Here is a 13,787-nt window from a genome sequence, read left to right as displayed (position 1 = left end):
TCCGCAACTACACACACCTCAACACGGCCTACAACCTCACCGTTGCCAACCTCCACACGTACTATGCACTCGCCGGTACGGTGCCCGTACTGGTGGCAGGTCGGGCAGGCTCAGGCCCGCGATGTCCGGCCGGGCCAGCCAGACGGCCAGGGTGCGGTCGGCGAACGCGGGCAGGGCGGTGAGCTGGGCGGGGTCGGTGAGCAGCAGGTCCGGGGCCTCGCGGTCGGCGCCGCCGAGGTGGGCCCAGAGCGCGGCCGCCTCCGGATCGGGCCGGTAGACGCCGGTGACGGTGAGGAGCAGTGGGCCACCGGTGACCGGGTCGACGACGGTCGCCGTGCCCCCCGTGTCCAGTCCGAGCCGGTCGGCCGCGCTCTCCGGCAGGGCCACCCGCAGCCCGGGTCCACTGCCGGCCGCCGGCCAGGTCCCGCTCCGCAGGCCGGCGTGGCGCCCGGGGTCGGGGAGGGCGACCGGGAGGGCGGCGAGGGTGGTCTCGGTGGCCTGTCGCCGTCCGGCGGGCGGAAGTTGGAGGTCGACGGCGCTGACGGCCCGCACCGCGGTCTCGGTGCGGAACGGCGTGCCGCCCATCGCCCGGGTGAGCGCGCTGCGCACGGCCCGGTCACCCGCCGCCAGGCCCTGCGCGCTCCAGCGCGCGTCCACCTCCACCGAGAGGTCGGCGTCGCGGGCGAGCCGCTCGCGCACCCCCACCGTGGCCGCCGCCCCGGCCAGCCCGGTCACCGAGGCCAGCACGGCCACCGCCACCAGGATGCTCACGGCCGCCGAGGCCAGCACCAGACCGTGCTGTGCGACGCGGCGCCCGACCCCCGTCAGTGCCATTCCACTCCCCTCACGTGCGGAGTGTTCCCCCGCCACGGAGGTGACGTTCTATCACAGCGATCACCCAGTGGTCTGTACCAATCCGACCCGTGGGCCGGACTTCCCGATCCCTGCCCGAACGGGCACCCTCCCACCGTCCGCCCGGGCAGCCGGGAAGTGGACGTGCATTGCGTTAGCCGCCCGTCCATTGCAATGACTTAACGTCACCCACCTGCTAATACGCCGACTTTGCGCGAATCCAGCGTTGCCAACTCCGGAAAGGCAACGTAGCGTTTCCCATATCGGAAACAGCGAGGAGGGGGCGGGCCATGAAGGCGTTCGTGCGGTACGTACTGTTCGGCGGCGGGGCCGGCGTCCTCTCCGGGCTCGCCGTGGCCGCCCTCGCGGACCACCTCGCCTGGGCCCTGGCCAACGCCCTGGTGGCCGTGGTCTCCACCGCCCTGACCACCGAACTCCACGCCCGCTTCACCTTCGGCCCGGGCACCGGAGCCCGTGCGACGGGCCGTCAGCACGCCCAGGCCGCCGCCTTCGCGACGGCCGCCTACGCCGCGACCTGCGCGGCGATGCTCCTGCTCCACCTGGCGGTGGACTCCCCTGGCCCCCTCGTCGAGCAGGCCGTCTACCTCGGCGCCTCCGCACTGGCCGGCCTCGCCCGCTTCGCCGTCCTGCGCGTCCTGGTCTTCACCCGCACCGACCCGCACACGGCCGTGGCCGCGGCCACGGCTGCGGACCCCGCGCCGATCCCCCGTCAGCCGCCGTCCGGCGCGGCGAGGATCACCCGCACGGCCTCGGACACCGAGGCCACCGTGGCGTCCGGCACGACGCCCGCGGGCCCCTGCGCCGAGGCCCTGCGGCCGGGCAGCCAGACGGTCCGCAACCCCACGGCCCGGCCGCCCGCGATGTCGGCCGACAGGCGGTCGCCGACCATCCAACCGCCACGGTCGAGCTCGGCCCCGCACCGTTCGGCGGCGATCCGGAAGATCCCGGCCTCCGGCTTGCGGACTCCGACCTCCTCCGAGACGCACCAGGCGTCGACCGACTCCGCGAGCCCGGTCGCCCTGATCTTGGCCAGCTGAACGTCCTGCCGGCCGTTGGTGACGATCGCGGTCCGCCAACCGGCCTCCCGCACGGCGGCCAGGGCCGCCAGTGCCTCGGGCGGGCAGGTGATCAACTCCGGCATCCGCGCCCGGTAGGAGCTCCAGAGCTCCTCGACCGACGCCCGGAGGCCGAACCGCTCCCGGGCGTTCGCGAAGAAGCCGCCCATCGGGCCGCTGTGCCGCGTGTCCTCCGCCATCAGCCAGTCCAGCGCCCCATCGCCCAGGCGCCGGGAGTCCGTGAACTCCCGGGCCCAGGCGGCGAAGGCGGCGTCGCGGTCGAGGAGCGTTCCGTCGAGGTCGAAGAGTGCCAGTCGCTGCATCCCGCGAACGTAGCCACCGACTCCGGGCCGGTGCCAGTCAGTTACCGCTGGGCCGCCAGACCCGGAGGTGGTCGGCGTTCAGGACGATGGGGGTCGGGCCGTCGGGGGCGGGGTGCCAGGAGCCGGCGTCGATGGAGAGGTTGAGGATCAGGTAGGCGGACCAGTCGTCCGGGACTCCGGTCTGGTCGGAGAAGACCAGGCGGCCGTTGACGTACCAGTCGTTGTTGCGGGTGCCGTAGTGCACGCCGATGGTGATCCAGGCGCCCGGGTACACCGTCTCGGGGTCGGTGTAGTAGGAGGAGGCCGGGCGGATGCGGTTGCTCAGCTCCAGCAGGTTGGGATTGTCGGGGTGGTACTCGAAGGAGTCGATCTCGCTGCCGCCGTCCTTCCAGGTCCACAGCGCGGGCCAGGCACCCTCGCCGGACGGCAGCTGGAGCTTGACCTCGGCGTAGTCACCGGGGCGGACCTGGAAGCCCTGCTGGGTCGACTCGGTGGTCAGCAGGCCGGTGTTCCAGGCGAGTTCGCCGCTCTCCAGACGCTCGGTGCCCGGGCTGCCGGTGAACGAGGAGCGGCCGCCGGCGGTGGTCGTCGCCGCGGGTTCGATCCAGTCCAGCTTGTCGTCGTCCGGGTTGTGGTTGCCGTAGCGGTAGGCGCTGGTGGTGCTGTCGTTCCAGGTGCCGCCGATGTCCAGCGGGCCGTTGAAGGTCTGGTCGAAGACCAGCTCGCCCACCACGGGCGGGCTGGGCGGCGTCGGCAGCTGGCGGACCGTCAGGGTCTGGCTGCGCAGGTTGTGGTACTCCGTGCCGATCCGGTACCAGCCGAACTCGGTGTACGTCCCGGCCGGGAAGGAGCGCTCGCCGGTGGTCAGGGTGTACCCCTGCGGGCAGACGGTGACGGCGCTCGCCGTCCCGGGGAAGTCGACGTTGGCGTCGTCCTGGTCCCGGACGCCGACGCCCAGTTCGTCCACCGTCGTGCAGGCGTCCGCGGTGACGGTGAGGGTCGCGGCCACCGGCCGGCCGTCGACCGCCTGGTCGGGCGCGAGGGAGCGCTGGCGGATCTCGGGCGCGGCCACCACCAACGGGCGGTTGTCCAGGTCGAAGTAGCGCGAGCCGATCCGGTAGAAGCCGAACTGCCGGTACCTCCCCGCGTCGAAGGTACGGGTGCCGGTGGTGAGGGTGTACCCGTCCGGGCAGATCTCGATCCGGCCGGTGGAGCCGGGGAAGTCCAGGTTGTTCTGCGCCGAGTCCCGTACCCCGACGCCGAGTTCGTCCACCGTCAGGCAGCTGGTGGAGCGGACGGTGAGGGTGGCCGCGACGGGTGCGCCCGGGACAGCGCGCTGCGGGGTCAGGCTCTGCTGCCGCACGGGAGGAGCGGCGGCGGCCCCGGTGGCCGGGAGCAGTGGCAGCAGCAGGACCATGGCCGCCATGGCGGCACGGCGGGGCAGGGACAACGGGGCTCCGTTCGAAGGGTGTCGGGCGCGGGACGAGGGCTCAGCCGACGTCGATCGAGAACGCACGGCTGTGGGTGCGGCCGGGCCGGTCGGGGTCGTCCACCGTGATCAGGCCGCCCTCCAGCCGCTCGCCGTCCCGCACGTCCTCGGCGAGCCGGACGGGGATCAGCACCGTCGCGGTCCGCAGCAGCGGCAGCCCCTTGCGGAAGGAGCAGCTCAGCTCCGCCTGCTCCAGGTGGCAGTTGCGAGGGAAGTACGTACCGGTGGCCAGCGCCCGCAGCGGCACCCGCACGTGCGTCGTGAAGTCCGAACCCACCGCTCCCGGACCGTCGTTGGTGATCAGGGCGCGCACCGTGGTGACACCGTGCGCGCGCACCGGGTCCACCGAGACGTGCACCACCCGCAGCCCCTCCCGACGCTCCTCCGCCTGCGGTGCCCCGGCCTCCGCCACCGCCGTCCCGGTGGCCGCCGCACACACCACGACCGCCACCGCGGCCCGCCACCACCACGCCCGCATCCACCGCTCCCCGCTCGACCGCGGACGCCCTGCGGAACGTCCGTCCACAGAGTTATCCGGTGCCCGAGCCCGCCCGCCGCCGCACCACACCGGGCCGAAGCCGGGCCGCACCCGGTCGGCCTAACTCCGCCGCCGGAGGCGGTAGGCGCTGGCCTTGGCGCGGTTCTGGCAGGAGAGCTCGCAGAAGCGCCGTGAGGCATTGCGGGTGGTGTCGAAGAAGACCAGGGCGCAGCCGTCGGCCTGGCAGCTGCCGAGCCTGGCGGCCTGGCCGACGCCGATGACCATGGCCAGGGCGGTCCCGGTGTCGGCGGCCCAGGCGTCGACCAGCGTCGCGTCGGCCCGGTGGAAGGCGAGCAGGAGCGGTTGGTCGGGCGTGCCGTGCAGGTTGGGTACGGCCTGGTGGCGCACCAGCAGGTGGTTCAGGTTCGCGGCCGCTTCGAGGATGCGGTCACCGGCGCCGAAGACCGGACGGAGGACGGCGGCGACCTCGGCGAGCCGGTCGGCGTCGGCGGCGGTGAGGGAGGACGGCGGCCGGCCGGCCGCGGCGAGGCCGGCGGTGACCGCGGCGAACCGCTCGCCGCCCGTGGGCGGCGTGACGGGACGTCCGTGGGCCGCGGTGGTGGAGAGGGAGTTCACCAGGAGGGCGGCCAAGTCGACCTGCCGGCCGATGTACCTGTCCAACTCCGATTGACCAGTGATGCGCCATGGTTCTACCGTCACTGTTGTATCGTATCTAGACAGTGAGGAGATTGCCATGCCCGAGCTGTTGGCCCGTCAGATGTGGCACCAGATCGAGCCGGTGCACGCCATGCTCTACCTCGCTCCTCCGGCCTTCGACGAGGCCGCCCTGCTCGGCTATGACACCGGATCGCGCTGGCCCAGCTACTTCGCCTGGCGCACGGCGCCGCTGGGACCGGTCGGCCCCGGGCTGGTCGCGGCGGTCTGCTACAGCTTCAGCCCTGCCACGATCGCCTCGCACGTCCCCGGCATCTGGGCCACCGCGACGCCGGGACAGGTGCTCGCGGCCCGGCTGCGGGCGGTGGACCGGACGGTGCGCACCGTGCTCGGCGGCGCGACCGCGCTGGACGGGGCCGCGCTGGACGAGGCCGCGGAGCTGGCGGTCCGGGCCGCCGAGTCCGCGGACGTGACGCACCGTCCGCTCGCGGCGGCCAACCTCGGACTGACCTGGCCGCAGGAGCCGCACCTTGCCCTCTGGCAGGCGTACACGGTGCTCCGCGAGCACCGCGGCGACGGGCATCTGACGGCCCTTCAGGCTTACGGGCTGGACGCCTGCGAGGCCCTGGTCTCCTTCGCCTCCGTCGGTGCCGCAGCGGTCGAGGCCTTCGCCGGTCGCGGGTGGAGTGCCCAGGACTGGGCGGCCGCCCGCGACCGGCTGGCAGCCCGCGGACTGGTCGACGCCGACGGCGTCGCCACCCCCGCGGGCCAAGCCCTGCGGGACCAGGTCGAGCGGCTCACCGACGAGTTGGCGGCGGGCCCCTGGCGGGCCCTCGGTACGGAGGGCTGCGAGCGGCTCGCCGAGCTCAACCGCCCGCTCCTCGGCGCCGCGTTCGCCTCGGGTCTGCTGCCGGCCGCGAGCACCCTGGGCATCGGCAAGGTCCGGGTGCCCGCATGAGACTGGAACGCCTCTGCGGGAGTCGAACCGCTTCCCGCGTCGCCGAGTTCACGGCCGTGTACCGCACGGCCTTCGCCGGCCCGCCGTGGCACGAGACCGAGCAGGAGGCCGCCGCCTACGCCCGGCGCCTCGCCACCGACCTGCACCGGCCGGGGTTCAGGGCGGTGCTGGCCGGTGCGGACGGAACCCCCGCGGGCTTCGCCACGGCCTGGCCCACTCCCCGTCCGTTCCCCACCGGCCGCTCCTACGACCGGGTGCGGGCCGCCCTCGGGGACCAGGTGGAGAGCCGGCTCGCCGGAACGCTCGAGGTCGACGAACTCGCGGTGGCGCCGCACGCTCGGGGGCAGGGTCTCGCCGGTCGCCTCCTCGACCTGCTGTGCGAGGGCCAGGGTGCGTGCTGGCTGCTGACCTCGCCGAACGCCCGGGACGCCGTCCGCCTCTACGAACGCCACGGCTGGCAACGCCTGCCCGCCGGCCCGGACACCGTGGTCTTCACACGCTCCGGGTGACGCGGACCGGGTGACGCGGGCCGGGGCCCCGGCCATCAGCCGGCTGGGGCCCCGGGGTCGGAGGGGGAGGGGAGGCTGAGGCGGGGTCAGCCCAGCGGGGTGATGCGGCGCAGGGTGAGGGCTCCGGCGGCCTCGGCTCCGCTGGAGGCGTTGATGGCGGAGTCGGGCTTGGGCGGCGCGTGGCGGACGAAGATGCCGGCCGGGCGGCCGCCGAACAGCAGTGGGGCCAGGACCAGTTCGCGTTCGGCGGTGGCGGTCCCGGGCAGGGTGAGCCGGGCGGGGGCCTCGCGGCGCTGCAGGACGTGGACCTCGCCCGGCCGGGCCAGCCGGCGGCGCAGCTCCGTCTCCCAGGCGGCGTCGGAGTGGACCAGGCCGAAGGCGATGTCCTTGCCCCCGTAGGCGGCGGTGGGCTTGCAGACCAGCAGGGGCCGCGCGGCCAGCGCCCAGTCCAGGGTGGTGGCGTCCAGCACCCTGGTCTCCGGGACGTGCTTGCGGACCAACTCCCGTTCCTCCGCCGTGAGGAGAGCCGTGTAGCGGGGGTCGAAGAGCAGCGCCAGATTGGCCTTGTTGTCGTAGAGGGCGGCGGCGGGCGAGCCGATGAAGTCGACCTTCCCGGCGGCGTCCAGCTCCATCAGCCGCCGGGTGAGCGCGGGTGGCACGAAGCGCCGGGTCTCGTCCCAGGTGTAGCCGGTGAAGATCGCGTGCACCCGCTCGCCGCCGAAGGCGACGCCCTCGTCGGAGAGTTCGAGGTCGTGGATCAGGCCGGAGCTGATCCGGTACCCGGCCGAGCGGATCATGTCGGCGAAGAAGCGGCGCCCACCGAGCGCGTCGGCCGGGTCGGCCGCCGCCTCGAAGACGTGCAGCGGACCTTCGCCGGTACCGCGCAGCAACGAGCCGAACACCTCCAGCCAGATCCGCGAGGTGTCGGTGCCGTGCAGCCGCAGGCCCTGGGCCGCCAGGTGGCGGGCGAAGCCGGAGTCGGCGGCCGCCGCCGTGTAGGGGGCGCAGGTGCTCAGACCGCCGAGCGAGACGGCCACGTTGAGTTCGACGAGCTTGAGGCCGTTCTCGCTGACCACCAGATCGGGCCGCATGAAGGCGGTGGCCACCTTGGCGAGGTGCGGGTGGTCCAGCGCCTCGGCGATCAACTCGGCCTCGGTGCTGGGCAGTCGGAGGTACTCGAGCCAGGCGGAGCGGTCCCCGCCGAACGCCCGCTCGGGGAAGCCGGTGATCAGCTCCGCCAGCCGCAGCCCGGTGGTCTCGACCGCCGTGACGGCCTCGCCGGTGAGGATCTGGGGCGGGTAGGTGTGCACCCAGCCGGGCCGGTGCAGCCGCTCGGCGAAGGCGGCACCGTCGGCCTCGGACGCGCCGGTGGCCGCGTACTGCTTCCAGCCGGCCACCGCCCGCTGGTCCAGTCCGTCCCAGGCCACCAGCTCTGCCGATCCCGGCCAGAAGGCGGTCACTTGAGCTTCCCGGCTTCGCGCAGCACCGCCAGCAGCGTGTTGACCGCCTCGGAGGACTTGTCCTCCCCGGTGGCCCGCTTGTGGTAGCTCAGGCCGCCCGGGTTCACCATGTTGACCTCGATGACGTACGGGTAGGCGAGGTCGATGCCGGAGTAGAAGATTCCCAGCTCCGTCATCCGGCGGCCCAGGCGGCGGACGAACGCCTCCTCCTCGGTGGTGAGTTCGAGCGGGGAGAAGCGCGCGCCGAGGGTGGCGTTGGAGCGGTGGTCGTGCTCGGGGTGGTGGCGGTTGAAGCCGGCGACGGGCTGGTCGCCGATGACGATGACGCGCTTCTCGTTCTCCCGGACGTTCGGGATGTACTCCTGGACGGCGGTGTGGCGCTTGGCCATGCCGATGATGTCGCGGCCGTAACGGCCGTACCGGGAGGCCGCGTTGCCGGTCGCGGAGGAGAGCACGGCGGAGCGGTTGCGGTCGGTGCGGTTGACCACGTAGACGTCGGCGCCGCAGCCGTCGCTGGTGGGCTTGACCACCCAGGAGCGCTCGCCGTCGGAGTCGACCAGGCCGTTGAGGAAGTCGAAGTCGTTGGTGACGTAGCTGACCGGGAGGTGCTCGGGCGGCACGATCGCATTGAGGTTGATCTTGGTGTTGAGGTAGAACAGCGCGCTGGCGTCGTTGACGAACGGCACCCGCTGGTTGAGCAGCCAGAGCAGACGGAAGGAGTCGTCGCCGGACTCGGGGTGGGTGCCGGTGAGCACCCAGACCAGGTCGAACTCCTCGGCGGAGGCGTAGGTCCTGGTGAGGGCGGGGAACTCGCCCCCGGCCGCGAACTCCTCGGTGAGCCGCACCCGGTCGACCACGACCACGTTCTCGTGCACGTTGAGGGTGTCGATGTCGCCGATGTGCACCTCGTGGCCCTCGCGGTGCAGCGCACTCGGGATGATCGAGTGGTTGTTGAGCTCGACGGTGGACGCCTCGGACACCAGGATCAGGATCTTGTAGGACACGGGGGCACGGGCCTCTCTGTACGGATGCGGGTGCGGGTACGGACGCGGATGCGGGTGCTCGGCAGGGGGTCGGACGGATGATCAGGCGCGGGCGCCGGCCACGGCCTTGGCGGTGAGGGTGCGGACGGCGCAGTCCAGGCGCGCCTCCAGCTCCTCCCTGGTGTCGGCGACGGCCAGCACGAAGCCGTGCCGGTCACCGGACTTGAGGATCGGGGCGGGCAGCTGGCCGACCGGGACGGTGATGTGCACCTCCGTCACGCCCGGCAGCGAGGCGACCAGTTCGGTGCTGGTCTCGGGCATCGGCAGGGTGCCGTCGAAGGTGACGTAGCGGATGCCGGCCACCCTGGGGCGCTCGCGGCCGGCGGGCAGCGGCAGGCCGAAGACGGCGGCCATCGCGAGGGCGAACACGTCCTCGCCCAGGGCGAGTTGCTGCATGTCGCTGATCCGGTCACCGCCGGGGCGGCCGTGCGACTCGACCAGCCGGGGGCCGTCGCCGGTCAGGATCACCTCGGTGTGCGAGGGGCCGTAGCGGTAGCCGGTGGCGTCCAGGGTGGCCCGGACCAGCGCGGAGACGGCTGCCGTCTCCGCCTCCGGGAGGCGGACCGGGAGGGTGTGGCCGGTCTCCACGAACTGCGGGGCTCCGGTGGTCCGCTTCTCGGTGACGGCGACGATCCGGTGGCGTCCGGCCACACTGACCGCCTCCACGCTGAACTCGGGGCCGCTCAGGTACTCCTCCACCAGGTAGGGGCCGGAGTCCCGAGCCTCGCGCAGGAAGCAGGTCGCGTCCTCGCGGTCCGTCAGCAGCCGCACGCCCGCGCTGCCGGTGCCGTCCACCGGCTTGACCACGCAGGGCAGGCCGATCCGCTCGATCGCGGCGGTCAGCTCGGCCTGGGTGCGCCCGAGCGCGTGGACCACCGGCTTGCCGGCCCGGTCGCCGACCAGGGCGCGCAGCCGGGCCTTGTCCTTGAACGCGGCCAGCGCCTCGGGCGGGTTGCCCGTCCAACCCAGCTCCTGGTTGACCTCGGCACAGACGCTGGAGCCGAGCTCGCCGAAGCCGAAGCAGCTGACCGGCCCGGTGAAGCCGAACTCCCGCAGCCGCGTGACCAGTTCGGTCGTGTCGGTGGTCCAGGGGGTCTCGATGACCGGCCAGTCGGTGGCGGGCGGCGCCGGCTGGGTGGGGTCGGCCACCACCACCACGGCCAGGCCGAGGGACTCGGCGGCGGTGACCACCGTGTCACGGGGGCCGAGCAGCACGGCGGTGGGCAGGGTCTCGGGCATCGTCCCGGAGCCTTTCGGTAGGAGGAGGGCGGTGGCCGCGGCCAGGGCCGCCACCGAGCTGACGACGAGCCAGGTCCCGGTGCCCTCGCCCAGGGTCTGCAGCAGCAGGCCGCCACCGCCGGCACCGAGCAGACTGCCCAGGGCTCCGGCTCCGCTCATCGCGCCGAGGGCGAGCCCGGTGCGGCGGGCCGAGACGGCCTTGACCGCCTGCTCGTCCAGACTGGGCGAGACCAGCATCTCGGCCAGGGTGACCGGCAGGACGAAGACCAGCAGCGCGGCCCAGCCGCCGAGCGGGACGAACACCAGGTAGGCGGCGGCGAAGGAGAGGAAGCCGAGCACCAGCAGGGTGCGGGAGGAGACCCGGCCGAAGACGTGCCGCAGCAGGCCGTACTGGAAGAGCACGCAGAGCACGCCGTTGACGGTGAAGACGGCGGTGATGGCGGCGGGGCTGCCGGTGAGGCGTTCGGCGGTGATCGGCAGCACCACGTTGAGCTGGCTGTAGAGCGCCCAGTAGGCGGTGCCGACCAGCAGCAGTGGTACCCACTGGCGGCGCCGGGCCCGGGCCGCGGCGGGCGACTCCGGGGCCTCGGCGCTCTCCACCGCCCGGGCCGGGCCGCCGCCCCGCTGCACCGGCTGCTGGTCACGGGCCGTCAGGTACAGGCCCAGCAGCAGGTGCGAGGTGATGCAGGCGGCCAGGATCCAGCCGAAGCCGAGCGGGTAGACCGCCGCGCCGAGGGCCGGGCCCGCCACCACGCCGACGTTGACGAAGGTGGAGCGCAGCGCCAGCATCTCGCGCGGGGCCTCGCCCGCCTCGCGGACCAGCCTTGTCTTGATCGACAGGCCGAGCAGCGAGCCGCCGACGCCGACCGCGACGATCCCGGCCAGCAGGGCGGGCAGCACCGTCCGGCCGTCCGGGCCCGAGGGTCCGACCAGCCCGAGGCCGAGCAGCAGGTACCCGGCGATCCGCAGGGTGAAACCGGCGCCGAGCACCGTCCGCGGCCGGAGCCGGTCCACCACCGCTCCGCTGACCAGGGAGAAGCCCTGGCTGCTGAAGGACAGCAGGCCGACCAGGAAGCCGACCTGACCGGTCGGCAGACCCTGGGCGGACAGCCGGACGGCCAGCAGCGGGAGGAACATGAAGGTGGTCAGCCCGGTCAGCAGGACCGTCAGCAGCAGGGCCCGACCGGTCGCGGAGGTGCGGCGCCAGGTGGTCACGGGGTGGTCACCTCCGGGGCGGTCCCGTCGGTCGCCGCCTCGGCGTCCGCCGGCTCGACCAGGTTGGCCATCAGCCAGGCCTCGGTCTCCAGCACCCGCTGCTCGACCTCGGCGAGGTCGGCGCCGCGGACGATGGCGAAGCACAGGTGCGAGGTGCTGTTGGCGGGCTTGGCGCCGGGGGCGAGCGCCGCGTTCACCTCGTAGTGGTCGATCCACTCGAAGGGCGGGCGGGGCGGGGCGCCGACCGGGCGGCCCTGCGGGACCACCGAGACCGAGCCGCGCACGGACTCCGGCGCCTCGGCCGGGGCGGGCGGTACCGGCAGGCCGACCGACTGGCGCAGCCAGGTGCGGTGCAGGTCCACCCCGTAGGTGGCGCGGGTGAGCTGGGGAATGCGGTTGCCGCCGACCCGGGAGGCGATCTCGCAGAGCACCAGCCGGTCGTCGGGGGTGTGGAAGACCTCGAGGTGGTAAGCGCTTGCCTCGGGCGTCTCGAAGGCGTCCAGCACCTGGTCGAGGAACTCCTCCAGCCGGGCGGCGAACTTCTCCTCCGGGTGCAGCTGCAGCGAGCCGTTGTTCTCCCCGGCGAGCACGCCCAGGCAGCTGCGCAGGTAGCGGGAGGAGGCGACGAAGCGGTAGCCGGGCGCGATGACCGCGTCCACGTGGTACATCGGGCCGTCGACGAACTGCTCCACCATCAGGTCGTCCCGCCAGTGCCGCCGGGTGAACTCGACCAGCTCGTCGTCGCCGTGCAGGGTGACGATGTCCCGCGAGCCGCCCTGCTTCACCGGCTTGACCACCACCGGGTAGCCGGTCTCCGCGACGAAGTCGGTGAGGTCGGTGACGGTCTCCAGCCGGGCGTAGCGGGCCACCGGCACGGTCTTCTCCGCGACGCGCTTCATCACCTCCTTGTCGCGGAACGAGAGCGCGCTGGCCGGGGACTGGCCCGGGATGCCCAGGTCGCGGCGGATCCGGGCGGTGCGCTCCAGGTCGTACTCGTTGTCGGTGATCACGTGGGTGAACGGCGCGTCCTCGGCGGAGCGACGGATCATCAGCTCCGGGTACGGGACGAACTCGCAGTCCGGGACGTACTCGTAGTGGGCGAAGCCCTCGGTGCCGGCCAGCTCGTGGTGGCTGTAGACGTGCAGCGCGCCGGCCACCTCGGGGAGCATGGCGGCGTAGTCGCTCTTCGGGCCGTAGTTGATGACGGCGATCTTGGTCATGGTGTGCGGGCCTCTCGGCATGAGGGTCTGTCAGGTGCGTCAGGTGGTCCTGGGGGACCGGGAAAGCGCTTTCAGCGCGCGGCGGCCGCGGCGCCGGCCGGCACGTAGGGCGGCAGGTCGTCGTGGACCTCGTACGGGCGGCGGGCCCAGTCCATGGCACTCCACGGGCCGGTCAGCTCGGCCAGGTCCCCGATCACGGTCGGCGCGTACCGCGGGTCCTGCTCGACCGGCCCCTCGGGCGGGAACACCTTCTCCACGTACCGGTGGCCGGGGTCGGGCGCCAGGAAGACGACCGGGGCGCCGTCCGGCGAGCGCTCGCGCAGGTACTTGGAGACCTGCCAGCCCGCGCCGGAGGAGAGCCCGGCGAACACCCCGGTGGTGGAGAGCAGGTCCCGGCAGCCGGCCGCCGCGACGTCGAAGTTCAGCCAGTGGATCTCGTCGTAGGCGTCGTGGTGGACGTTCCCGAAGCGGATGCCGCTGCCGATGCCCGCGATGATGAAGCCGTCCAGCGGTATCGCCTCCGCGCCGAACGAGCGGCTGCCGAAGGGCTGGATCCCGACCATCCGGAAGTCGGCCACCGCACCGCGCAGGAAGCCGCTCATGGAGGTGGTGGAGGCGCCGGTGCCGACCCCGCCGACCAGCGTGAGCGCGGCCGAGCCGAGCTCCTTGACCAGCGTGGCGGCCACCCGCTCGTAGCCGACGAAGTGCACGTCGTCGTGGTACTGCTGCATCCAGTAGGCGTCCGGGTGCTCCTCCATGTACGCGTGCACCAGCCGGACCCGGCTCTCCTGGTCGTGCTGGAGGCCGCCGTCCCCGCCGGAGGCCACCTGGGTCCAGGTGGCACCGAGGTACTTCAGCTGGGTGCGGATCGCGGCGTCCACCGCGACCGAGGCGAAGACGTGCGCCTTGAGGCCCAGCTCCCGGCAGACCAGCGCCAGCGCGTGGCCGTAGATGCCGCTGGAACTGTCGACCAGGGTCTGCCCCGGCCGGATCACACCCCGGTCCAGCAGGTCCTTGACCGCGGCGTAGACGGAGGTGACCTTCATGACTTCGAAGCGCAGGACGAAGATGCCGTTGCCCAGGTCGATGAGGTCCGGCTCGGACAGCTTCTCTGCGAAGGACTTGTACACCGTTTCCCTTCCCGTCAGCTCGGCTTGCTCCAGCTCGGCCCCCGCTCCCCCGCCGCCCGCCCCGCAGGTGGTGCGGGAACGGCGTCCGGAGCCGGTGCCATGGGGAGGTTGGTTCCGCCC

The 13,787-nt window shown here is 73.2% G+C and carries 12 protein-coding genes; 2 read left to right on the top strand and 10 right to left on the bottom strand.

Annotated features, from left to right (window positions below; genetic code table 11):
* Positions 1 to 36 precede the first annotated feature (36 nt).
* The 5 genes from ACWEPF_RS33310 to ACWEPF_RS33290 all read right to left on the bottom strand — a co-directional run bounded on the left by ACWEPF_RS33310 (position 37) and on the right by ACWEPF_RS33290 (position 4,899).
* Positions 37 to 834, bottom strand: a complete 798-nt coding sequence (locus ACWEPF_RS33310) for a hypothetical protein (RefSeq protein ID WP_452175526.1) — start codon at positions 832 to 834, stop codon at positions 37 to 39.
* 748 nt (positions 835 to 1,582) lie between these two features.
* A complete protein-coding gene (locus tag ACWEPF_RS33305) occupies positions 1,583 to 2,251 on the bottom strand; it encodes an HAD family hydrolase (protein WP_452175525.1) in 669 nt (222 codons plus the stop codon).
* A gap of 37 nt (positions 2,252 to 2,288) precedes the next feature.
* Complete coding sequence (locus tag ACWEPF_RS33300; RefSeq protein WP_452175524.1) at positions 2,289 to 3,701, bottom strand: glycoside hydrolase family 16 protein; 1,413 nt, start codon at positions 3,699 to 3,701, stop codon at positions 2,289 to 2,291.
* 40 nt (positions 3,702 to 3,741) lie between these two features.
* Positions 3,742 to 4,218: a hypothetical protein gene (locus ACWEPF_RS33295; protein ID WP_345280089.1), complete on the bottom strand. Its 477-nt coding sequence runs from the start codon at positions 4,216 to 4,218 to the stop codon at positions 3,742 to 3,744.
* A 120-nt stretch (positions 4,219 to 4,338) separates the two neighbouring features.
* Complete coding sequence (locus ACWEPF_RS33290) at positions 4,339 to 4,899, bottom strand: CGNR zinc finger domain-containing protein (RefSeq protein WP_452175523.1); 561 nt, start codon at positions 4,897 to 4,899, stop codon at positions 4,339 to 4,341.
* A 73-nt stretch (positions 4,900 to 4,972) separates the two neighbouring features.
* Here ACWEPF_RS33290 and ACWEPF_RS33285 point away from each other — a divergent pair, with 73 nt between their 5' ends.
* Both ACWEPF_RS33285 and ACWEPF_RS33280 read left to right on the top strand, forming a co-directional pair.
* Positions 4,973 to 5,851 (top strand): SCO6745 family protein, encoded by an 879-nt coding sequence (locus ACWEPF_RS33285; protein ID WP_452175522.1) that lies wholly within the window; start codon positions 4,973 to 4,975, stop codon positions 5,849 to 5,851.
* Entirely contained in the window at positions 5,848 to 6,360 is a 513-nt protein-coding gene (locus ACWEPF_RS33280; protein ID WP_452175521.1) for a GNAT family N-acetyltransferase, read from the top strand. Before ACWEPF_RS33285 ends, ACWEPF_RS33280 begins: the two co-directional genes overlap by 4 nt.
* Before the next feature lie 86 nt (positions 6,361 to 6,446).
* Here the strand turns inward: ACWEPF_RS33280 and ACWEPF_RS33275 are convergent, their stop codons facing one another.
* The 5 genes from ACWEPF_RS33275 to ACWEPF_RS33255 form a co-directional block, all read right to left on the bottom strand.
* A complete protein-coding gene (locus tag ACWEPF_RS33275; RefSeq protein WP_452175520.1) occupies positions 6,447 to 7,820 on the bottom strand; it encodes a hypothetical protein in 1,374 nt (457 codons plus the stop codon).
* Positions 7,817 to 8,824, bottom strand: coding sequence for an ATP-grasp domain-containing protein (locus tag ACWEPF_RS33270; RefSeq protein ID WP_345280081.1), 1,008 nt, complete (start codon positions 8,822 to 8,824; stop codon positions 7,817 to 7,819). The genes ACWEPF_RS33275 and ACWEPF_RS33270 overlap by 4 nt, the downstream gene beginning before the upstream one ends.
* Before the next feature lie 81 nt (positions 8,825 to 8,905).
* Positions 8,906 to 11,317 (bottom strand): MFS transporter, encoded by a 2,412-nt coding sequence (locus ACWEPF_RS33265; RefSeq protein WP_452175519.1) that lies wholly within the window; start codon positions 11,315 to 11,317, stop codon positions 8,906 to 8,908.
* Complete coding sequence (locus tag ACWEPF_RS33260; protein WP_452175518.1) at positions 11,314 to 12,537, bottom strand: ATP-grasp domain-containing protein; 1,224 nt, start codon at positions 12,535 to 12,537, stop codon at positions 11,314 to 11,316. Before ACWEPF_RS33260 ends, ACWEPF_RS33265 begins: the two co-directional genes overlap by 4 nt.
* Before the next feature lie 71 nt (positions 12,538 to 12,608).
* Positions 12,609 to 13,667 carry a pyridoxal-phosphate dependent enzyme gene (locus ACWEPF_RS33255; protein ID WP_345280075.1) on the bottom strand — a complete coding sequence of 353 codons (1,059 nt, stop codon included), beginning with the start codon at positions 13,665 to 13,667 and terminating at the stop codon, positions 12,609 to 12,611.
* Between the last annotated feature and the right edge of the window lie 120 nt (positions 13,668 to 13,787).

Source organism: Kitasatospora sp. NPDC004289, from assembly GCF_053602875.1.
This window is presented reverse-complemented; position numbering and strand designations above follow the sequence as displayed.